The sequence below is a fragment of the Oxalicibacterium flavum genome (genome assembly GCF_014635065.1).
GTDB lineage: Bacteria > Pseudomonadota > Gammaproteobacteria > Burkholderiales > Burkholderiaceae_D > Oxalicibacterium > Oxalicibacterium flavum.
The window spans coordinates 20708-40824 of sequence record NZ_BMCG01000002.1 but is presented as its reverse complement, the minus strand read 5'-3'; the positions used below and the strand labels follow the sequence as shown (position 1 = coordinate 40824).

The following is a 20117-nucleotide window of genomic DNA, read 5'->3' as shown; positions in this document are numbered from 1 at the left end:
CAGCCACTCTCGCGAATGGCGGTCGGGAGGTCACACGTCATGCGGAGAAAGTCTGCATGGCCAGACACAGGTCGGCCCAGGTCTTGCGCTTGTCGCGCAGATTGCGCAACAGGTACGCAGGGTGATAGGTGACGATCAGCGGAATCTCTTCATAGCGATGAATGGTCCCGCGCAGACGACTGACCGGTGTCGCCGGATCGAGTTGCAGCAACGACAGCGCCGCCGTCTTCCCCATCGCGACGATGACGGTCGGATCGATCAGCGCAATCTGCCGCTTCAGGTAGGGCATGCACGCCGATGCCTCTTCCAGGCTTGGCGGCCGATCGCGGCGGTTTTCGTCCGTGGGCCGGCATTTGACGATGTTGGCGATATAGGTATTCTCGCCGCGCTGCAGTCCCATGGCACCCATCATGTTGTCGAGCAGCTTGCCGGCCGGGCCGACAAACGGTTGCCCCTGCAAATCCTCGTTACGCCCCGGTCCCTCGCCGACGAACAACCAGCGCGCCTTCTGATCGCCGACACCGAATACGGTCTGCGTACGGTTTCTGCACAATCCGCATTGCACGCATTCGCTGACCGTTTCCTGCAACTGCGACCAATCCATCCGCGCCACCATGCGCGCGCGGTCGATCTGCTCCTCTTCCACGACGGTTTCGCCGACGGGTGGCGAAGAGGCGGCAAAAGCATCGTCCATGGACAACACCGGTGCGCGCGCAACCGCAGGCGCCATCGCGGGTGCCGGATCGGATATCGTCTCGCCGTATGCAGTCTCGGCATAGGGCATCTCATCCGATACCCCGGCGGCAGCCTGCGCGGCATGGCGTGCCGACCATACCGGCCCCAGGCCCATCTCGTGCAGAAACGCCATGCGGCGATGCGGATCGCTCATAACTCCAGCCTCATCACGATGGCATCCTCGCGCGTGTTGTTCTGCGCCGGGTAGTATCCCTTGCGAATGCCGATGCGATCGAAACCGTAACGCAGATAGATTTTTGCCGCGCGCTCATTGGAGGGACGCACTTCGAGCAGTATCGATCCCAGCTTGCGTCCGGCCGCGATCGCGCGTGCCTTGTCGAGCAGCGTCAGGCCGATGCCGCGCCCCTGCAGGCCGCGTTCCACGGTGATATTGAGAAGATGCGCGTCATCGACGGACAGCATCAGCAGAAAATAGCCGTACATGGTGCCGGCGCCATCGCGCAGCACCCAGGTTTCATATCCGCTCGCAATCGAATCCATGAAATTGCCACGGGTCCATGGAAACGGATAGACATCGTTCTCGATTCCGAGCACCTCGTCGAGATCGGATGGCTGCATGCGGTAGAAGTAGAGCTTGCGTGCTGCGCCGGCTTCCTGTGCCGTCACGCTGGTCGGGACGGAACTCATGTCAGCGCCCTTTCCGCCTTCTCCTGCCGCTCCCGCGTCGTCAGCGCGACCTTGTTGCGCAGATAAAGCGGTTCGGCCGCTCCCGCCGGCACATGCTCGCCGCGGGCGAAGGCGGCAGCGCCCAACACGGCCAGTTGTGCCGCATGCGGCATCAAGTCCTGCCATGCCTCGCCATAAAAGGAGCGCGCGCGAAAATCATCGACGTAAGCCTTCAAGCCATTGCCGCACGCGGTTACTGCTCCCGTCGGCTGCACCTCGGCAGCGGAAGACAAGGTCGGCGCAATCACCGCCTGCCAGCGTACGCCATCGTGGCGATACTGTGCCCAATAGACTTCTCCCATGCGTGCATCGACGATGGCCAGCACGTCGTTGGCACCGCACTGCTCGCGACAGGCCTGCGCCAGACCCAGCAGTGTCACCAGCGGCACCAGTGGAAGCTGCGCGCCGAAACCCAGACCCTGCGCGATGCCGCAGGCAGTGCGTACGCCGGTGAACGAACCTGGCCCCGCACCGTAAGCGATGGCATCGCACTCCGCCAGCGCAATCCCCGCTTCGCTCAACAGGGACTGAACCATCGGCAGAATGGTCTGCGAATGCATGCTTGCACCGTCGATATCCCGAGCAATCAGGACATCGCGATGCAACAGCGCGGCTGACGCGCGTTCGGAAGAAGTTTCAATGGCGAGGATGGTGGACATGCCGGTATTTTACCGTGCGCCGCGATGCCACGCGATGGATGTGCCGCACCTTGCATCGTGCACGCCGCCGGACAGCAGAACCCGCTAGAATAGCGCCATGTCCAGCATTGTTCTTGAAGAAAACAACCGCAACAGCCTGGTGGCACGCATGAGCGAAGATACCTGGGTCGTTGCCTGCCTGTGCGCCGCCTGGTGCGATGTCTGCACCGCTTATCGTCCCGACTTCGATGCGCTTGCCGCCGCACATCCAGAAACGCTGTTCGTGTGGATAGATGTCGAAGACCGCGCCGATATGGTTGGCGATTTTGATGTCGAGAATTTTCCTACCGTCCTCATCCAGCGCGGCGACCAGGTCGCCTTCTACGGCACCACCCTGCCCGATGCGGGTATTGCGCTGCGCCTGCTCAATGCCTATGCCCGGCTCGATCCCGCCGCGCTCGCAGAACAGGGTAGCAAGAATGCCGACTATCAGGAATGGCAGGAAGAACGCAATCTGCGTCGCACCTTGTCATCCTGAACGCGTTTGCTGCAGACGTAAAAAAGCCCCGGCATGCCGGGGCTTTTTGTCAAGAATTCGATGCAATCAGATTGCTTGAATGTTCGAAGCTTGCTTGCCTTTCGGGCCGGTCGTCACTTCGAAAGAAACGCGTTGGTTCTCTTGCAGCGATTTGAAGCCGGTCGACTGGATTGCCGAGAAGTGTGCGAACAGATCTTCGCCGCCTTCGTCGGGAGTGATGAAGCCGAAACCCTTCGAATCATTGAACCATTTTACGATACCAGTTGCCATTACTATTCCTAATTTCAGTTAAATGGGCTTGCGCCCGTGGATCGTTTCAACCAAGACAGGAATGACAGACATACTGCACCACTAGCTCGAATCTCCACGATGGCTGATTATAACCGGATAAAAATAAAATGGTTGATTTTCTCTGCCGACTTCGGAACACAATTGGAAGCCTGCAGGAAATGATGGGAAATTGACACTTATTGAGCAGTTTTCCTACCCTCGCGTTCAGCCTTGCGACGCTCCACTTCCTTTTGCCGCTCCAGCGACTCCCGCTGCTTTTCCTCGTAACGCTCGACGTTCTCTGCGCGTTTCTGCGCATCGGCCGTAGCCGATGCGTGGCGTTCCCGTTCACGCTGTGCGCGTTCGGCATTCTTTTCCGCATGAGCCTGTGCGCGTGCCGCGCGTTGCGCATCCGATACGTCGGAAGCGCTTGGCGTATCGTTGATCTGCGGCACCGGCACACTGGAACGCGTGGCGTTCTTCGCTTCGCGTTCCTTGGCGGCCTCTTCGAGGCGCCGGTCACGTTCGGCCACGCGTGCGTGACGAATATACGAATTCGCCTCGAGCTCGATCGGCCTTACTGCTGCCATGTCCTGACGACGCCGTTCCGTCGCCTTGTCGAGGCAGGCGGTAGTAAAGAATTTGGGATAGCAGGCCTGCCTGTCTTCCAGGTGGCGCTTTTCGATCTGCGCGCGCGCCTCGGCCACGGTCTTGATCGCCTCGTCTGCGCTCTCGGTCGATTGAATCGAGCCGGCTGGATAGCTTTGCACCACCTCCGCCACCGAAGGTGCGGAAGCGGTCGGCGGCGTGTCCTGTGCCAGTGCCGAAGCCGACAGCAACATGAATGACGCGCTGGTCATGATCTTGAGAAACGATTTCATTGCGATACTGACTTCCTGTGGATAAACAGCTGGAGCTGCGGGATCATAACGTGCTGCCAGCCTGCCGGCGCGTGGCTTCCATGTACTCGCCGGATTGCATCTCGATCAGACGCGACAGCGTGCGCTGGAATTCCATCGCCAGCGCCCCCGCAGTATATAACGCGTCCATCGGCACCGCCGCCGACACCAGCAGTTTGATCCGATGATCGTACAGTACGTCGATCAGCCAGATGAAGCGGCGCGCCTCGGAAGACATGGCTGCCGACATGGCCGGCACCTCCGACAGGATCACGGTGTGAAAGCGGCTGGCGAGTTCGAGATAGTCGTTCTGCGACCGCGGCCCGCCGCACAGGGTCTGGAAATCGAACCAGACCACTCCGCCGGCACGGCGCAAGGCGCGCACCTGGCGTCCTTCTATATCGAGCAGCGGCTCCTCATCCGACACTTCCGCAATGCGCAAAAAGGCATCGTTCAAGGTCTGTGCGGCAGCATCATCGAGCGGGAAATGATAGGCCTCGACCTGGCTCAACGCGCGCTTGCGGTAATCGGTTCCCCCATCGACATTGAGAATGTCGAGCTTGTCCTTCAGCAGATCGATCGCCGGCAGGATACGGTCGCGATGCAAGCCGTCCGGATACAGCGTGTCCGGATGGAAATTTGACGTGATGATGAACGAGACACCATGGTCAAACAGTGCCTTGAACAGATTGTAGAGAATCATGGCATCCGCGATATCGGTGACATGAAACTCGTCGAAGCAGATCAGGCGAAACTGTTTTGCGATGCGGCGCGCCACCTCTTCCAGCGGATCGGCGATCTGCTTGAGCTCGTCGAGCTGGCGGTGCACGCTGCGCATGAACTCGTGGAAGTGCACGCGCGTCTTGCGCTCCAGCGGCACCACAGAGTAAAAACTGTCCATCAGGAACGACTTGCCGCGACCGACGCCACCCCACATATAGACGCCACGCGGCACCGGTGGATCGCGCAGGATGCGCAGCAAGACATTCTTGCGTCGCGCCTTGAAATCCACCCATTCGTCATAGGCCTGCTGCAGGCGCGCCACTGCGCATCGTTGTGCCTCGTCCGCCATGAAGCCGCGTTGCGACAAGGCATGTTCATAAAATTCGGCCACATTCATGGCAGGCAGTTTCCTTCCCTCTTTCCATCTCGCAGGCGTGGCTTGCGTCACACAAGAAAAACGGGCGAGTCGCGACTCGCCCGTTACAGACACCTCAAATCGTCGGCTTACTGCCGTGTCATGTTGACCGTGATGCGCGGCGGATAATAACCACCGCCGGAGCTGATCGGCAAACTGAAACCCAGTCCCAGGCCAACCGCACCGCTCCCGCCACCGAGGCCGACACCGACATTGGAGCCCGACTGGCCGATCGGCGGCAGACGCACTTCGGAAGTACGGTAGCCCGGCTTGTTGCAAACCACACGCAACTCGCCGCTGGCACCGCCGATCGACAGCGTGGTCGGCGTCACGATATTCCAGCTTTGCGAGTTGTTGAGCACCGTGCAACTGGCGCCGCCGAATTCCTGCCCGTTCTCGGCGGTGGCAATCGACACGCGCCCATCGTTGGGACCGGTGCTCGCGCAGCCTACCAGCAGCAGGGACAACAGCAGACTTGGATACCGCATGGATGAAACTCCTAAAAATTCAGTGCGCGCTTATCGACTGCCAGCGCCGCTTCCTTGACCGCCTCCGACAGCGACGGGTGAGCATGGCAGATACGCGCAATGTCTTCCGACGAAGCACGGAACTCCATGGCCACCACCGCTTCCGAGATCAGTTCCGATGCGCTGGGACCGATGATATGCACGCCCAGTATTTCGTCCGACTTCGCGTCGGCAATGAACTTGACGAACCCGGTGGTATCGCCCAGCGCACGCGCACGGCCGTTGGCAAGGAAAGGAAAGGAGCCGGTCCGGTAATCGATCTTCTCATCCTTCACCTGCTGCTCGGTCTTGCCGACCCAGGCGATCTCGGGTGAAGTATAGATCACCCAGGGAATCGTATTGAAATTGACGTGGCCATGCTGGCCCGCAATGCGCTCCGCCACCGCCACGCCCTCTTCCTCCGCCTTGTGCGCCAGCATCGGTCCGCGCACCACGTCACCCACCGCCCACACGTTCGGCAGGCTCGTCCTGCATTCGCCGTCAACCGCGATGAAACCGCGCTCGTCGAGTTTCAGACCGACGTCCTGCGCGTTGAGCCCTTCGGTATTCGGAAGACGTCCGATCGAGACGATCAGGCGATCGAACACGGCCTTCTGCGCCGTGCCCTTGCCATCGGCGTAATTGATCGTGACATCGCTCTTGCCGACCGTCACCGCACCTATCTTCACGCCAAGCTCGATCTCCAAACCCTGCTTCGCGAATTGCTTGCCTGCCTCGGCTGCGACCTGAGCATCCGCCGCGCCGAGCAGGGTCGGCAAGGCCTCGAGTATCTTCACTTCTGCACCGAGCCGGCGCCAGACGCTGCCCATCTCCAGACCGATCACGCCGGCACCGATGATGCCCAGCTTCTTCGGCACCTCGTTCAACGCCAGCGCACCGGTATTGGACAACACCAGTTTTTCGTCGAACGGCAAGTCGGGAAATGCGCGCGGCACCGAACCGGTAGCAACGATCACATGCTTGGCAAACAGGATTTCCTCGGTCGCACCCGCGATATGGATTTCATGCGCATCGTTCCCGCTCTTGTGAAAGGAACCGCGGCCGTGGAAGAACGTGACCTTGTTCTTCTTGAACAAATAGAGAATCCCGTCGTTGTTCTGCTTGACGATCGATTCCTTGCGGGCCAGCATTTTCTTCAGGTTCAGCGACAACGATTTCACCTCGATGCCGTGATCGGCAAAGGCATGGCCCGCATGCTCGAAATGCTCGGACGACTGCAGCAGCGCCTTGGACGGAATGCAACCGACGTTGGTACACGTGCCGCCGGGCGCCGGACCACCCTTCTCGTTCTTCCATTCGTCTATGCAGGCGGTGGACATGCCGAGTTGCGCGGCACGGATGGCGGCAACATAGCCGCCAGGGCCGCCGCCGATGACGACCACATCAAAATTCTTTGGCATACATGACTCCTGCGCGAAGCGCGCTCAGACGCGCTTCGCATATCGTTATCAGAGATCCAGCAGCAGACGCGCAGGATCTTCCAGCGCTTCCTTCATCGCGACCAGGCCGAGCACCGCTTCGCGACCGTCGATGATGCGGTGATCGTAGGACAGTGCCAGGTAGTTCATCGGCCGGATCACGATCTGGCCGTTCTCCACCACGGCGCGCTCCTTGGTCGCGTGGATGCCGAGAATCGCCGATTGCGGCGGATTGATGATGGGCGTCGACAACATGGAGCCGAAAATGCCGCCGTTCGAAATCGAGAACGTGCCGCCGGTCAGGTCGTCGAGCGTGAGCTTGCCGTCCTTGGCCTTGGCGCCGAATTCGCCGATCTTCTTCTCGATATCGGCGATGCTCATCTGGTCGGCATCGCGCAGAATGGGCACCACCAGACCGCGCGGCGAACCGACGGCGATACCGATATCGAAGTAGCCGTGATAGACGATGTCGTTGCCGTCAACCGAGGCATTGATGATCGGATACTTCTTGAGCGCCGCGACCGCCGCCTTGACGAAGAAAGACATGAAGCCGAGCTTGACGCCGTGCTCCTTCTCGAACTTGTCGCGATACTTGGTGCGCAGATCGATCACCGGCTGCATGTTGACTTCGTTGAAGGTCGTCAAAATGGCATTGCTCGACTGCGACTGCAGCAGACGTTCGGCGATGCGGGCGCGCAGACGGCTCATCGGCACGCGCTCTTCGGGACGGTTGAGCAAGGCCGGGCTGGTCGGCGCAGGCACCTGCTGCAACGCCGGTTTGGCAGCGGGTTGCGCAGGCGCTGCAGCCTGCGGCTTCTCCAGCTGATTGATCACGTCGCCCTTGGTGACGCGGCCATCCTTGCCGGTACCCTGCACATCGCCGGCCGACAGGTTGTTCTCGGCCAGCATCTTGGCCGCGGCCGGCATGGCAATATTGCCCGCGGCACCCGATGCAGGCTTGTCCTGCGCGGCCGCCGGAGCTGGCGCGCTTGCCGCCGGTGCTGCAGCGGACGCTTCCTTTTTCTCCTCGGCCGGCGGCGCGTCCGACTTGGCCGCCGCCGCGCCATCGGTATCGATCAGGGCGATGACTTCGCCTGCCGTGACCGTGGCGCTGTCGGGCTTGACGATCTGCTTGATGACGCCGGCGCCCGGCGACGGCAGTTCGAGCACGACCTTGTCGGTCTCGATATCAATCAGGTTTTCATCCCTCTCGACAGCCTCGCCTTCCTTTTTATGCCATTGCAGCAGCGTCGCCTCTGCAACCGATTCCGACAATTGCGGAACTTTCACCTCAAGAATTGCCATTTAACTCTCCGTTTCGGTTTGTTCATGCGACGGTCCGGCTTCCGTACCGTCACAGGGTCTTCACTTCGTCAGTACAAAGCCTTTGAGCTTGGCAAAAGCCGCTTCGATCAATGCCTTCTGCTGCGCATAATGCTTGTCGTAATAACCGACCGCCGGCGACGCGCTGGCCGGACGACCTGCGTATGCCAGTTTCTGCCCGTCCGCCATGTTTTCGAGGATGTTGTGCTGGATCTGGAACCATGCGCCCTGGTTCTGCGGCTCGTCCTGCGCCCAGACCAGTTCCGTGAAATTCGGGAACTTGCGCAGCTCCGCCGCAAACGCCTTGTGCGGGAACGGATAAAGCTGTTCGACGCGAATGATGGCCACATCGTTCTGGCCGCGCTCGCGACGCGCGGCCATCAGATCGTAATAGACGCGTCCCGAGCAGGCGATGACACGCTTAACCTTCTTCGGATCGATCTTGTCATCGACTTCGCCCAGCACGGTCTGGAACGAACCCTTGGCCAGCTCCGTCAACGGCGAACCCGCATCCTTGTTGCGCAGCAGCGACTTCGGCGTGAGGATCACCAGCGGCTTGCGGAACAGGCGGATCATCTGGCGACGCAGCAGATGGAAAATCTGCGCGGCGGTGGTCGGCTGCACCACCTGCATGTTGTTGTCGGCGCACAGCTGCAGGAAGCGTTCTGGACGTGCCGACGAGTGCTCCGGCCCCTGCCCTTCATAACCGTGCGGCAGCATCATCACCAGTCCTGAGACACGGCCCCACTTGACTTCGCCGGAGCTGATGAACTGGTCGATCACGACCTGCGCGCCATTCACGAAATCGCCGAACTGCGCTTCCCAGATGACGAGCGTGTTCGGCTCCGCGGTCGAATACCCGTACTCGAATGCCAGCACCGCTTCCTCCGACAGCACGGAGTCGATCACGCGGAACCAGGCCTGCTGATCGGACACATTCTGCAGAGGGCAATACGTGCCGGCATCCCAGCGCTCGCGGTTCTGGTCATGCAGGATCGCGTGGCGATGCACGAAAGTGCCGCGTCCGGAATCCTGGCCGGTCAGACGCACCGCATAGCCGGAGCTGACGAGCGAGGCATAGGCCAGGTGTTCGGCCATGCCCCAGTCGAGGTTCATTTCGCCGCGCCCCATGGCGGCACGGTCTTCCAGCACCTTCTCGACCAGCGGATGCACCTTGAAATTCTCGGGCAGCGCAACGATGCGTTCTGCCAGACGCTTGAGCTCGGTCATCGGCACCGCCGTATCGGCAGCATCGGTCCACTTGCGATTGAGGAATGGCAGCCAGTCCACCGCGTATTTGCTCTTGAAATTCGAGATCACCGGATCGATGGTGTGCTTGCCGGCATCCATCGCATCGCGGAACGCCTTCGCCAGCTCGTCGCCATCGGCTTCGCCGATCACGCCCTGCACCACCAGCTTGTCCGCATACAGCTTGCGCGTTCCGGGCAGTTGCGCGATGCGCTTGTACATCAGCGGCTGCGTCAGCGCCGGTGTGTCCTGCTCGTTGTGGCCGAGCTTGCGGTAGCAGACGATATCGACCACGATGTCCTTGCGGAACTCGAGGCGGTAATCGAGCGCGATCTGCGCGGCCAGCACCACGGCTTCGGGATCGTCGCCGTTGACGTGCAGCACCGGCGCCTCGATCATCTTGGCGACATCCGAGCAGTACAGCGTCGAGCGCGAGTCGCGCGGGTCGGAAGTGGTAAAGCCGATCTGGTTGTTGATGATGATGTGCACCGTGCCGCCGGTGCCGTAACCGCGCGTCTGCGCCAGGTTCAGCGTTTCCATCACCACACCCTGGCCAGCAAAGGCGGCATCGCCATGGATCAGAACCGGCAATACCTGCTGCGACGGATCGTTGGCGCCGCGCCGCTCGATACGCGCGCGCACCGAGCCCTCGACCACCGGGTTGACGATCTCGAGGTGCGAGGGATTGAAGGCCAGCGACAGATGGACCGGGCCACCGGGCGTGCTGACGTCGGACGAGAAGCCCTGGTGATACTTGACGTCGCCCGACGGCAGATCATCGACGTGCCGTCCTTCGAATTCGGCGAACAGTTCCTGCGGCGTCTTGCCGAGGATGTTGACCAGCACGTTGAGGCGGCCGCGATGCGCCATGCCGATCACGATTTCCTGCACGCCTCGTTCACCGCCACGCTGCACGACTTCGTCGAGGGCGGCGATGAAGCTTTCGCTGCCTTCCAGCGAAAAGCGCTTCTGGCCGACGTACTTGGTGTGCAGATAGCGTTCGAGGCCTTCTGCCGCCGTCAGGCGTTCGAGAATGTGCCGTTTCTTTTCCACCGGAAAGGCAGGCTGGGAACGAATGGATTCGAACTTCTCCTGCAGCCACAGCTTGGGCTTCGGATCGCTGATGTACATGAACTCCGGCCCGATCGACCGGCAATAGGTATCGCGCAGGGCATTGAGCAGATCGCGCAGCGACGCGTTCTCCATGCCGAAATAGGTATTGCTGATATTGAACACGATATCCATATCCGCATCGGTGAAGCCATAGTAGGAAGGCTCGAGCTGCGGAATGGAAGGCCGTCCCTGCCGTTGCAGAGGATCGAGATTGGCCCAGTTGTTGCCCAGCACGCGATAGGCGGCGATCAGCTGGGCGACGGCGACGCGCTTGCGCTCCATCTCGGGATCGGCGGCTGCGGTCACGGTACGGATCGGGCCATGCTTGGCCCGCTCGGCAAACGAGGCGATCACCGAGGCATGCGCCACGTCGGGGCGCGTCGAACCGTCAACGGCGGGAACGTGCTGCATGGCGTCGAAATAGGCGCGCCAGTTATCGGGGACCGAACCCGGATTGTCGAGATACGACTCGTACAGTTCTTCGACGTACGGCGCATTCCCTCCAAACAGGTAGGAATTGGAGATCGACTGCTGCATCATCTTCTGCTCACCTTTCTTCGCGTTTCGCGAGATTAGCGGGTTGTTCAACCTTCCGCGACACGGCCTGACCGGTTAGCGGATTGCACATCAAGTTGTGGGGAAGGACGGTGTGTTATCTATACGTTCAAACGGTAATTACTGGAGCTTAACTGCAAATCGGACAGCGTGCATGCATGCTGCCCGTTCGGAATCGATCAGCGCTTGATCTGCACGTCGCGATGTGTTTCGCCGACGAACAGCTGGCGCGGGCGACCGATCTTCTGATCCGGATCGGAGATCATCTCGTTCCACTGGGCAACCCATCCGATGGTACGGGCCATGGCAAAAATGCCGGTGAACAACTGCACCGGAATGCCCAGCGCCGACTGCACGATGCCCGAGTAGAAATCGACGTTCGGATACAGCTTGCGCGAGACGAAGTAGTCGTCTTCCAGCGCGATGCGTTCGAGCTCCATTGCCAGCTTGAACAGCGGATCGTCGTGCAGACCCAATTCGTTCAGCACTTCGTAGCAGGTTTCGCGCATCAGCTTGGCGCGCGGATCGAAGTTCTTGTAGACGCGGTGGCCGAAGCCCATCAGGCGGAAGCCGGAATCCTTGTCCTTTGCCTTCTTGATGAATTCCGGAATGCGCTCGATGCTGCCGATTTCCTTCAGCATGTTCAGCGCCGCTTCGTTGGCGCCGCCGTGCGCCGGGCCCCACAGGCAGGCAATGCCGGCCGCAATGCAGCCGAACGGATTGGCACCCGACGAACCGGCCAGACGCACGGTCGAGGTCGAGGCGTTCTGCTCGTGATCGGCATGCAGGATCAGGATGCGGTCCAGCGCGCGCACCAGCACGTCGTTGATGCGGTACTCCTCGCTCGGCGTGGAGAACATCATGTGCATGAAATTCGCCGTGTACGACAGATCGTTGCGCGGATAGACGAAGGGATGGCCGACCGAATACTTGTAGGACATGGCCACCAGCGTCGGCATCTTGGCGATCAGGCGGATTGCCGACAGTTCGCGGTGATGCGCATCGCTGATGTCGAGCGCGTCATGATAGAAGGAAGCCAGCGCACCGACGGTGCCGACCAGTACCGACATCGGATGCGCATCGCGGCGAAAGCCGCGGAAGAAGAACTGCATCTGCTCGTGCAGCATGGTGTGCTTCTTGACCAGGCCGACGAACTCCTTCTTCTCGGCTGCCGATGGCAGGTCGCCCTTGAGCAGCAGATGGCTGGTATCCATGAAATCGCAGTTGACCGCCAGTTGTTCGATCGGGTAACCGCGATACAGCAGTTCGCCCTTGTCGCCGTCGATGTAGGTGATCGTGGAATCGCACGACGCCGTGGACATGAAGCCCGGATCGTAGCTGAACTTGCCGGTGCCGGCGTAGAGCTTGCGAATGTCGATGACATCGGGGCCGAGACTTCCCTTGTAGATCGGCAGCTCCACCGATGGCGAACCGTCGGAAAACGACAGTGTGGCTTTGGTGTCAGATTGTGCTTGTGGCATGGCTCTTCCTTCTGGTAACAAGGGTCGATTTCCGGGAAATCGCAAATAAAAAAACGGCCGCAGCCTCCTGCATCAGACTGCGCGCATTTTCGCCAGCAACGCATGAACATGCGGAAGGTCGCTCTCCCCTTCAGGTTCACTGCGTGTCAACAGCAGATTCAGCAAATCGTTGTCCGGCAACTCCATCAGCATGGAAAAGGCTTCCACCTCTTCATCGCTCAACGTCTCCTCGTGACGATCGAGAAAACGCGTCACGATCAGATCGTTTTCCAGCAGACCGCGGCGACCGCGCCAGCGCAAGCGTGCGCGTTTCACTGGGTCGGCTTGGTGGGATATCGGCATGATCGGTCCAGACTGTGCAATGCGAAACAGGCCGCGACTATACCGTACGCCGCACCATCAACTCCTTGATCTTGCCGATCGCGCGTGTCGGATTGAGCCCCTTCGGACAGACATCGACACAGTTCATGATCGTATGGCAGCGGAACAACCGGTACGGATCCTCCAGATTGTCCAGCCGTTCGCCGGTTGCGTGATCCCTGCTGTCGGCAATGAAGCGATACGCCTGCAGCAACCCTGCGGGGCCGACGAACTTGTCCGGATTCCACCAGAACGACGGACACGATGTCGAACAGCAGGCACACAGTATACATTCGTAAAGACCATCGAGCTCCTCGCGCTCGGCCGGCGACTGCAGCCGCTCCTTTTCGGGCGGGATTGTATCGTTGATCAGGAACGGCTTGATCGAGTCGTACTGTTTGAAGAACTGCGTCATGTCGACGATCAGGTCGCGGATCACCGGCAGACCCGGCAGCGGACGCAGCACGATCGGCTCGGTCAGCTCATTGAGGTTGGTCGTGCAGGCCAGCCCGTTCTTGCCATTGATGTTCATCGCATCCGAACCGCACACGCCTTCTCGGCACGAGCGGCGCAGCGCCAGCGAATCGTCAACCGATGCCTTGATGCGCTGCAGCGCATCGAGCAGCATCTTGTCGTGCGGCTGCAGCTCCACCGTCACATCCTGCATGTAAGGCTTGGCATCCTTGTCAGGATCATAGCGGTAGATCTTGAGTCTCAGCGTGCGTGCCATGTTCTGACCTTTAGAAAGTACGTGGTTTCGGCTTGAAGGTCTCGACCGTCAGTGGCTTGGTCACGACCGGCTTGTAGTCGAGACGATTGCCTTCCGAGTAGTACAGCGTGTGCTTGAGCCAGTTCTCGTCGTCGCGCAGCTCATAATCGCGGTGCGCATGCGCGCCGCGCGATTCCTTGCGCGCCGCGGCCGAGGTAATGGTCGCCTTGGCGGTCTCGATCAGGTTGTCGAGTTCCAGTGCCTCGATGCGTGCGGTGTTGAAGACGCGCGACTTGTCCTTGAACGAGACATGCTTGCGGCGCTCGTCGAGCTCCATGATCTTCTTGACGCCACCCTGCAGCAGCTCGTCGGTACGGAACACACCGCAATGATGCTGCATGGTGGAGCGGATATCGTTGGCGACGTCCTGCACGCGCTCGCTGCCGGTACTGTGCTCGAGCCGCGACAGGCGCGACAGCGCCATGTCGGCCGCATCGGCCGGCAGCGGTTTGTGCTGGCGCTTGCGCAGGTTGCTGGCGACGATGTGGTTGCCGGCGGCGCGTCCAAACACGATCAGATCGAGCAGCGAATTGGTGCCGAGCCGGTTGGCGCCGTGCACCGAGACGCACGCGCATTCGCCGATCGCATAGAGGCCGTTGACCACGTGGTTCGGATTGCCGTTGCGCGGCTCCACCACCTGGCCGTGGATATTGGTCGGAATGCCGCCCATCTGATAATGGATGGTCGGCACCACCGGGATCGGTTCGCGCGTGGCGTCAACATTGGCGAACTTGTGCGCGATCTCGAGAATCGACGGCAGGCGCTTGCGGATGGTATCGGCGCCGATGTGGCGCAGGTCCAGCATCACGTGATCCTTGTGCGGACCGACGCCTCGCCCTTCCTTGATCTCCTGATCCATCGAGCGCGAGACGAAATCGCGCGGCGCCAGATCCTTGAGCGTCGGCGCATAGCGCTCCATGAAACGCTCGCCCTGGCTGTTGACGAGGATGCCGCCCTCGCCGCGCACGCCCTCGGTGATCAGCACGCCGGCGCCGGCCACCCCGGTCGGATGGAACTGCCAGAATTCCATGTCTTCCAGCGGCAGGCCGGCGCGTGCCGCCATGCCGATGCCGTCGCCGGTATTGATGAAGGCATTGGTCGAAGCGGCCCAGATGCGACCCGCGCCGCCAGTGGCAAACAGCGTGGTCTTGGCCTCCAGCATCATGACGTCGCCGGTTTCCATCTCGAGTGCGACCACGCCGATGACGTCGCCCTCGGCGTCGCGCATGAGATCGATCGCCATCCATTCGACGTAGAAATGCGTGCGTGCGCGCACGTTTCGCTGGTACAGCGTATGCAGCAGCGCATGCCCGGTACGGTCGGCGGCGGCACAGGCGCGCTGCACCGGCTTCTCGCCGAAGTTGGCGGTGTGGCCGCCGAACGGACGCTGATAGATGGTGCCGTCGTTGTTGCGGTCGAACGGCAGGCCGAAGTGTTCGAGTTCATAGACGACCTTGGGCGCCTCGCGGCACATGAATTCGATCGCATCCTGGTCGCCCAGATAGTCCGAGCCCTTGACGGTATCGAACATGTGCCAGTACCAGTTGTCTTCTGCCATGTTACCGAGCGAAGCGCCGATGCCGCCCTGCGCCGCCACCGTGTGCGAACGCGTCGGAAAGACCTTGGACAGCACGGCGACATTGAGGCCAGCTTCGGCCAGTTGCAGCGAGGCCCGCATGCCGGAGCCGCCGGCACCGATGATCACGGCATCGAAATGACGGGTGGGAATGGCGGTTTTGATTGCAGCCAAGTTACGCTCTCCAGAGAATCTGCGCCGACCAGCCGGCACACGCGAGCAGCCACAGAATGGTCAGCACCTGCAGCGCAAGGCGTACCGAAACGGGCTTGATGTAATCCATCCAGATGTCGCGCACGCCGACCCAGGCGTGATAGAACAGCGACAGCAGCGTGACGAAGGTCAGCAGCTTGAACCACTGGTGCGCGAACAGTCCGGCCCAGCCTTCGTAGCTGATCTCGCTCGCGCCGAGAAACGCCACCAGCAGCACCAGCGTATAGACGGCCATCACGATCGCCGTGACGCGTTGCGCCAGCCAGTCCCTGAGTCCGTAGTGCGCACCGACGACGAGGCGGTGCGGTCCGATATTGTCCTTGGCCATCAGAACGCTCCGAACAGTTTAAGAGCGACCAGCGCCGTCAGCGGCAGGCTGATCGCGAACACGATCACGGCGGATTTGCGCCCGGTGTCCTTGTCGACGCCAAGATGCACGTCCATCAGCAGATGGCGGATGCCGGCGCAGAAATGATGCAGATAGGCCCACACCAGACCGAGAATGACGAGCTTGACGAACCAGTGCGAGGCAATGCCCTTGAAGTGGGCGAAGGAGATTTCCGACATCAGGCTCTTGTCCAGCAGCAGCAGGACGAACGGCAGCAGCAGAAACATGATGGCGCCGCTGATTCGGTGCAGGATCGAGAGAATGCCGGCCAGTGGCAGGCGGTAGCGGGACAGATCCGTCAGTCCGATGTTCCGGAACTGTGGCTTGGCGGCGGCTTTGCTTGGATCAGGCATGTTCGGACTTTCGCGGATGGTACAGACTCCACATTTTCACCGATTTTGATGTGCCACACCATGTGACATCGATATTTTTCATGAGACCGGTCTCCTGCATGCATCTCGCCGCGGCGACGAGGCATCAGCTCAAATCGTTGTGATAGTGATGCCCGTTCGTCACATAGAACGAACGACGAACTTCCACTGCCTTGTCATCATAGGTATAGGACACGCGATGCACGCTCAACAGCGGTGAATGCAGCGGCACCCGCAGCATGGCGGCCGTCTCCTTGTCGGCCGCAACGGCGCGTATGCTCTCGGTCGCACGCAGCATCTGCATGCCGAACTCGGTTTCCAGCAGCGCGTACATCGGCCCCTTGTATTCCAGCAGGCGTTCCAGCGACAGCCCCTTGAAGTTCGCGCCCGGCAGCCAGAGCTCTTCCAGGATGGTCGGCGCGCCGTCGAAGGACTGCATGCGCTTGAGGAAGATCATGGAATCGCCGGTCTTGAGGTCGAGCTGGCGCGCGATGTCGGCCGGCGCGCGCACGCGCCGCGCCTCGATGATGACGTTGTCCGGGTAATGCGCCTCGCCGACGTCGGGCTTCAATCGCAGAAAGCGGAATTGCGAGCGCGCCTCGCGATGGGTGGCGACGAAGGTGCCGCGCCCCTGCCGCCGCACCACCAGGTTCTCGGCTGCCAGCTCGTCGATCGCCTTGCGCACCGTGCCCTGGCTGACGCCAAAGCGCGCGGCAAGCTCCATTTCGCTCGGAATCAGATCGCCCGGACGCCATTGCCCCGACTGCAGACTTTGCATGATCAGCTTCTTGATCTGCTGGTAAAGCGGACTGAAAGTCGGCGAAGCCGCTCCCGACGCTCCCGAGGAAGTCGCCGCCTGCAAACCTGGCAATGGTGGATTGGCAGAGCTCATGACGGAGAATTTCACCACAAAACCCCTGCCGGCGTCCAGAGAAATATGAAAATAAATATGTCTTATATAAGACATAAGATAAAAATATTGACATCAACCTGAGGCACTCTTACACTCGCCGCAGGCGCCTGCCCTGCGGAAATCGCACTACGTTTTACCGCTGCCGATTTCCGCATGGCATTGCCGACATGGTCCAGCCCGAACATGACAGCCGCGTGACAGCCTCATCGCTCTTTGTCTTTACCCCCGCTGACTTATCGGGTATTCGACTGTATCATTGCGCGACGCAAGCATTTTCGACGCAGACCCGATATCCACCATCGTCCTGGAGATTCAATATGGCCAAAGCTCCCATGCGTGTCGCCATTACCGGTGCAGCCGGACAGATCGGCTATTCCCTGCTGTTTCGCATCGCTAATGGCGACATGCTCGGCAAGGATCAACCGGTCATCCTGCAGTTGCTGGAAATTCCCGATGAGAAGGTTCAGAAAGCCCTGAGCGGCGTCATGATGGAACTCCAGGACTGCGCCTTTCCATTGCTGGCGGGCATCAGCGCCCACAGCGATGCGACGGCAGCCTTCAAGGATGCGGACGTCGCCCTGCTGGTCGGTTCGCGCCCGCGCGGTCCCGGCATGGAACGCAAGGATCTGCTCGAAGCAAACGCCAGGATTTTCACGGTACAGGGCAAGGCGCTCGATGCAGTGGCCTCGCGCAACGTCAAGGTGCTGGTGGTGGGCAACCCGGCCAATACCAATGCCTACATCGCGATGAAATCCGCGCCCGGCCTGCCGTCGAAGAACTTCACGGCCATGCTGCGCCTCGATCACAACCGCGCGCTGTCGCAGGTCGCCGCCAAGGTCGGCAAACCCGTGACCGCCATCGAAAAGCTCTTTGTCTGGGGCAACCACTCCTCGACCATGTATCCCGATTACCGTTTCGCCACCGCCGACGGCCAGCCGATTCCCGAACTGATCCATGACGAAGCGTGGAACCGCGACGTCTTCCTGCCCATCGTCAGCAAGCGTGGCGCCGCCATCATCGAGGCGCGCGGCCTGTCGTCTGCCGCTTCCGCCGCCAATGCCGCGGTCAACCACGTGCGCGACTGGCTGCTCGGTACCGGCGGCAAGTGGACCACCATGGGCGTGCCGTCCGACGGCGCCTACGGCATTCCGGAAGGCACCATCTTCGGCTTCCCGGTGACCACGGAAAACGGCGAATACAAGATCGTGCAGGGGCTGGACATCGACACCTTCTCGCGCGAACACATCGAACAGACGCTCAAGGAACTCCTGGAAGAACGCGAAAGCATCCAACATCTGCTCAGTTGACGGAACGAGGGGAAGATGTCCGTCTGCGTCCTCCCCCTTTCCCATGCCAGCCAATACGCAAGCCCAACCCGATACGCATCACATGCATCCTTCCGAAGTCCTGTTTCAAGGCACCCCCCCCCCGGTCTCGATCCCGGTCTGCGACCACTATGCGGGTTCCGAAAAACTCATGCGCAAGTCGCTGGCCCTGCAACAGCAGTTAGGACCGATCTTCGACATCACCTTCGACTGCGAGGATGGCGCTGCCCACGGCAACGAGGAAGCGCATGCGCACCTGATCGGTTCGCTGCTGGCCGGCGAGGACAACCGCTTCGGCCGCATCGGCGTGCGCGTGCATGACATCGGCAGCGACTCCTTCGAGCGCGACGTGCGGATCGTCCTCGAACATGCGGCACAGAAGCTGGCCTACCTCGTCATTCCCAAGGTCGGCGGCGTGGCCGACACGCGCGACGCCATCGCCGTTGTCAATCGCCATGCCGAAAAGCACGGCCGCCGCGACCTGCCCGTGCATGTCCTGATCGAAACCCATGGCGCACTGGCCGACGTGCACGCGATCGCCGCGCTGCCGCAGGTCGAATGCCTGTCGTTCGGCATCATGGATTTCGTTTCCGCCCACTATGGCGCGATTCCGGGCGAAGCGATGCGTTCGCCCGGCCAGTTCACGCATCCGCTGGTAGCACGCGCCAAGCTCGAGATCGCCGCTGCCTGCCATGCGCACGGGAAAACGCCATCGCACAGCGTCACCACCGAAATCCGCGACCTGAGTGTTATCGCCGGCGATGCGCAACTGGCTGCCACCCAATTCGGCTACACGCGCATGTGGAGCATCCATCCCGACCAGATTCAACCCATCGTGCAGGCATTCTCGCCGCAGCTCGGCGAAGTGAACGAAGCCGCGACAATTCTGTCGCAGGCTCAGTCCGTGCAATGGGGGCCGATCCAGCACGAAGGCAAGCTGCACGACCGCGCAAGCTACCGCTATTACTGGACCATCGTGCAAAGGGCGAAGGCTGCCGGCATTGCCCTGCCCGATTCGATACGGACACTATCCTGAATAATTACTTTCTTCCGCGCATCGAGCGGAAACCCATGATTGGAGATAACTGCATGAAAAAACTGTTCTGCGCCCTGCTTCTGATCGGCATGTCCTCGGCATTGCCGTCCGCCATGGCGCAATCGGCCACCACGGCCAAGAAATCCACCGCGAGCAAGCCCGCGGCCAAAACCGTGAAGAAGGCCGCCAAGCCGGCCGCGGCCGCTGCGGGAGGCGCCGCCTTGATCGCCGACGATCAGGAAGAGGATCTCGGCAAGGCCGATATCGAAGGCTCGATCGTCACCGAATACACCTGCGAGTTCGGCGTCAAGATCGTTACCTACCATAACGACAATGACGACAAGTACATTGCGCTGCGCTGGAAAAATTCGGTCGAGCGCCTGCGCCGCGTCGGTACCAGCACCGGTGCCAACCGTTTCGAGAATCGCCGCTACGGCATCGTCTGGATCAACATTCCTTCCAAGGCCATGCTGCTCGATTCCCGCAAGGGCCAGCAACTGGCGAACGAGTGCCGCAATCCGGAACAGCAACAGGCATTTGCCGCAAAAAAAGGATAACCACACCGGTTTCAGCGGCAGACTCGCCTTGCGATCTGC

At 60.8% G+C, this 20117-nt stretch carries 21 protein-coding genes; 4 read left to right on the top strand and 17 right to left on the bottom strand.

Annotated features, from left to right (window positions below; genetic code table 11):
• Window positions 1-37 precede the first annotated feature (37 nt).
• The 3 genes from IEV38_RS03750 to tsaB are packed head-to-tail and all read right to left on the bottom strand — an operon-like array spanning window position 38 to window position 2081.
• Window positions 38-889 carry a uracil-DNA glycosylase gene (locus IEV38_RS03750; RefSeq protein WP_188394855.1) on the bottom strand — a complete coding sequence of 284 codons (852 nt, stop codon included), beginning with the start codon at window positions 887-889 and terminating at the stop codon, window positions 38-40.
• Window positions 886-1383, bottom strand: coding sequence for a ribosomal protein S18-alanine N-acetyltransferase (gene rimI, locus IEV38_RS03745; protein ID WP_188394854.1), 498 nt, complete (start codon window positions 1381-1383; stop codon window positions 886-888). The genes IEV38_RS03750 and rimI overlap by 4 nt, the downstream gene beginning before the upstream one ends.
• The gene (gene tsaB, locus IEV38_RS03740; protein ID WP_188394853.1) at window positions 1380-2081 is read right to left on the bottom strand and encodes a tRNA (adenosine(37)-N6)-threonylcarbamoyltransferase complex dimerization subunit type 1 TsaB; all 702 of its coding nucleotides are present in this window, start codon (window positions 2079-2081) and stop codon (window positions 1380-1382) included. Before tsaB ends, rimI begins: the two co-directional genes overlap by 4 nt.
• Before the next feature lie 97 nt (window positions 2082-2178).
• On the opposite strand from tsaB, the gene IEV38_RS03735 reads away from it, so the two are divergent.
• Window positions 2179-2598 carry a thioredoxin family protein gene (locus tag IEV38_RS03735; RefSeq protein ID WP_188394852.1) on the top strand — a complete coding sequence of 140 codons (420 nt, stop codon included), beginning with the start codon at window positions 2179-2181 and terminating at the stop codon, window positions 2596-2598.
• A gap of 66 nt (window positions 2599-2664) precedes the next feature.
• Here IEV38_RS03735 and IEV38_RS03730 read toward each other — a convergent pair whose 3' ends face one another.
• From IEV38_RS03730 to IEV38_RS03665, 14 genes are all read right to left on the bottom strand, one after another.
• Window positions 2665-2868 (bottom strand): cold-shock protein, encoded by a 204-nt coding sequence (locus IEV38_RS03730; RefSeq protein ID WP_188394851.1) that lies wholly within the window; start codon window positions 2866-2868, stop codon window positions 2665-2667.
• A gap of 197 nt (window positions 2869-3065) precedes the next feature.
• On the bottom strand, window positions 3066-3749 hold the full coding sequence (locus tag IEV38_RS03725; protein ID WP_188394850.1) for a hypothetical protein: 684 nt from the start codon (window positions 3747-3749) through the stop codon (window positions 3066-3068).
• 43 nt (window positions 3750-3792) lie between these two features.
• Window positions 3793-4887 carry a cell division protein ZapE gene (gene zapE, locus IEV38_RS03720; RefSeq protein ID WP_188394849.1) on the bottom strand — a complete coding sequence of 365 codons (1095 nt, stop codon included), beginning with the start codon at window positions 4885-4887 and terminating at the stop codon, window positions 3793-3795.
• 107 nt (window positions 4888-4994) lie between these two features.
• On the bottom strand, window positions 4995-5393 hold the full coding sequence (locus tag IEV38_RS03715; RefSeq protein WP_188394848.1) for a hypothetical protein: 399 nt from the start codon (window positions 5391-5393) through the stop codon (window positions 4995-4997).
• A gap of 11 nt (window positions 5394-5404) precedes the next feature.
• Entirely contained in the window at window positions 5405-6832 is a 1428-nt protein-coding gene (lpdA, locus tag IEV38_RS03710) for a dihydrolipoyl dehydrogenase (protein WP_188394847.1), read from the bottom strand.
• Between the two features lie 48 nt (window positions 6833-6880).
• Window positions 6881-8155, bottom strand: coding sequence for a 2-oxoglutarate dehydrogenase complex dihydrolipoyllysine-residue succinyltransferase (gene odhB, locus IEV38_RS03705; protein WP_188394846.1), 1275 nt, complete (start codon window positions 8153-8155; stop codon window positions 6881-6883).
• 60 nt (window positions 8156-8215) lie between these two features.
• Entirely contained in the window at window positions 8216-11074 is a 2859-nt protein-coding gene (locus tag IEV38_RS03700) for a 2-oxoglutarate dehydrogenase E1 component (protein WP_188394845.1), read from the bottom strand.
• 194 nt (window positions 11075-11268) lie between these two features.
• Window positions 11269-12570, bottom strand: coding sequence for a citrate synthase (gltA, locus tag IEV38_RS03695; protein ID WP_188394844.1), 1302 nt, complete (start codon window positions 12568-12570; stop codon window positions 11269-11271).
• Between the two features lie 72 nt (window positions 12571-12642).
• The gene (locus IEV38_RS03690) at window positions 12643-12912 is read right to left on the bottom strand and encodes a succinate dehydrogenase assembly factor 2 (RefSeq protein ID WP_188394843.1); all 270 of its coding nucleotides are present in this window, start codon (window positions 12910-12912) and stop codon (window positions 12643-12645) included.
• A 37-nt stretch (window positions 12913-12949) separates the two neighbouring features.
• Window positions 12950-13660 carry a succinate dehydrogenase iron-sulfur subunit gene (locus IEV38_RS03685; protein ID WP_188394842.1) on the bottom strand — a complete coding sequence of 237 codons (711 nt, stop codon included), beginning with the start codon at window positions 13658-13660 and terminating at the stop codon, window positions 12950-12952.
• A 10-nt stretch (window positions 13661-13670) separates the two neighbouring features.
• Window positions 13671-15449 (bottom strand): succinate dehydrogenase flavoprotein subunit, encoded by a 1779-nt coding sequence (sdhA, locus tag IEV38_RS03680; RefSeq protein WP_188394841.1) that lies wholly within the window; start codon window positions 15447-15449, stop codon window positions 13671-13673.
• 1 nt (window position 15450) lies between these two features.
• Complete coding sequence (gene sdhD, locus IEV38_RS03675) at window positions 15451-15816, bottom strand: succinate dehydrogenase, hydrophobic membrane anchor protein (protein WP_371869831.1); 366 nt, start codon at window positions 15814-15816, stop codon at window positions 15451-15453.
• On the bottom strand, window positions 15816-16229 hold the full coding sequence (sdhC, locus tag IEV38_RS03670) for a succinate dehydrogenase, cytochrome b556 subunit (protein WP_188394840.1): 414 nt from the start codon (window positions 16227-16229) through the stop codon (window positions 15816-15818). The genes sdhD and sdhC overlap by 1 nt, the downstream gene beginning before the upstream one ends.
• 124 nt (window positions 16230-16353) lie before the next feature.
• The gene (locus IEV38_RS03665) at window positions 16354-17139 is read right to left on the bottom strand and encodes a GntR family transcriptional regulator (protein ID WP_229728606.1); all 786 of its coding nucleotides are present in this window, start codon (window positions 17137-17139) and stop codon (window positions 16354-16356) included.
• Window positions 17140-17477: 338 nt separating this feature from the next.
• On the opposite strand from IEV38_RS03665, the gene IEV38_RS03660 reads away from it, so the two are divergent.
• The 3 genes from IEV38_RS03660 to IEV38_RS03650 all read left to right on the top strand — a co-directional run bounded on the left by IEV38_RS03660 (window position 17478) and on the right by IEV38_RS03650 (window position 20078).
• A complete protein-coding gene (locus IEV38_RS03660; RefSeq protein ID WP_188394838.1) occupies window positions 17478-18467 on the top strand; it encodes a malate dehydrogenase in 990 nt (329 codons plus the stop codon).
• Between the two features lie 82 nt (window positions 18468-18549).
• Window positions 18550-19521 (top strand): HpcH/HpaI aldolase/citrate lyase family protein, encoded by a 972-nt coding sequence (locus IEV38_RS03655; RefSeq protein WP_188394837.1) that lies wholly within the window; start codon window positions 18550-18552, stop codon window positions 19519-19521.
• Window positions 19522-19574: 53 nt separating this feature from the next.
• Complete coding sequence (locus IEV38_RS03650; protein WP_188394836.1) at window positions 19575-20078, top strand: hypothetical protein; 504 nt, start codon at window positions 19575-19577, stop codon at window positions 20076-20078.
• Window positions 20079-20117 lie beyond the last annotated feature (39 nt).

Bases quoted from the DNA above. Each gene is read 5' to 3' on its own strand.
- tsaB (WP_188394853.1), bottom strand. From the start codon at position 2,081: ATGTCCACCATCCTCGCCATTGAAACTTCTTCCGAACGCGCGTCAGCC.
- IEV38_RS03690 (WP_188394843.1), bottom strand. From the start codon at position 12,912: ATGCCGATATCCCACCAAGCCGACCCAGTGAAACGCGCACGCTTGCGC.
- IEV38_RS03700 (WP_188394845.1), bottom strand. From the start codon at position 11,074: ATGATGCAGCAGTCGATCTCCAATTCCTACCTGTTTGGAGGGAATGCG.
- sdhD (WP_371869831.1), bottom strand. From the start codon at position 15,816: ATGGCCAAGGACAATATCGGACCGCACCGCCTCGTCGTCGGTGCGCAC.
- IEV38_RS03685 (WP_188394842.1), bottom strand. From the start codon at position 13,660: ATGGCACGCACGCTGAGACTCAAGATCTACCGCTATGATCCTGACAAG.
- gltA (WP_188394844.1), bottom strand. From the start codon at position 12,570: ATGCCACAAGCACAATCTGACACCAAAGCCACACTGTCGTTTTCCGAC.
- rimI (WP_188394854.1), bottom strand. From the start codon at position 1,383: ATGAGTTCCGTCCCGACCAGCGTGACGGCACAGGAAGCCGGCGCAGCA.
- IEV38_RS03650 (WP_188394836.1), top strand. From the start codon at position 19,575: ATGAAAAAACTGTTCTGCGCCCTGCTTCTGATCGGCATGTCCTCGGCA.
- IEV38_RS03730 (WP_188394851.1), bottom strand. From the start codon at position 2,868: ATGGCAACTGGTATCGTAAAATGGTTCAATGATTCGAAGGGTTTCGGC.
- IEV38_RS03750 (WP_188394855.1), bottom strand. From the start codon at position 889: ATGAGCGATCCGCATCGCCGCATGGCGTTTCTGCACGAGATGGGCCTG.
- IEV38_RS03725 (WP_188394850.1), bottom strand. From the start codon at position 3,749: ATGAAATCGTTTCTCAAGATCATGACCAGCGCGTCATTCATGTTGCTG.
- IEV38_RS03715 (WP_188394848.1), bottom strand. From the start codon at position 5,393: ATGCGGTATCCAAGTCTGCTGTTGTCCCTGCTGCTGGTAGGCTGCGCG.
- IEV38_RS03665 (WP_229728606.1), bottom strand. From the start codon at position 17,139: ATGAGCTCTGCCAATCCACCATTGCCAGGTTTGCAGGCGGCGACTTCC.
- IEV38_RS03660 (WP_188394838.1), top strand. From the start codon at position 17,478: ATGGCCAAAGCTCCCATGCGTGTCGCCATTACCGGTGCAGCCGGACAG.
- IEV38_RS03735 (WP_188394852.1), top strand. From the start codon at position 2,179: ATGTCCAGCATTGTTCTTGAAGAAAACAACCGCAACAGCCTGGTGGCA.
- lpdA (WP_188394847.1), bottom strand. From the start codon at position 6,832: ATGCCAAAGAATTTTGATGTGGTCGTCATCGGCGGCGGCCCTGGCGGC.
- zapE (WP_188394849.1), bottom strand. From the start codon at position 4,887: ATGAATGTGGCCGAATTTTATGAACATGCCTTGTCGCAACGCGGCTTC.
- sdhC (WP_188394840.1), bottom strand. From the start codon at position 16,229: ATGCCTGATCCAAGCAAAGCCGCCGCCAAGCCACAGTTCCGGAACATC.
- odhB (WP_188394846.1), bottom strand. From the start codon at position 8,155: ATGGCAATTCTTGAGGTGAAAGTTCCGCAATTGTCGGAATCGGTTGCA.
- IEV38_RS03655 (WP_188394837.1), top strand. From the start codon at position 18,550: ATGCATCCTTCCGAAGTCCTGTTTCAAGGCACCCCCCCCCCGGTCTCG.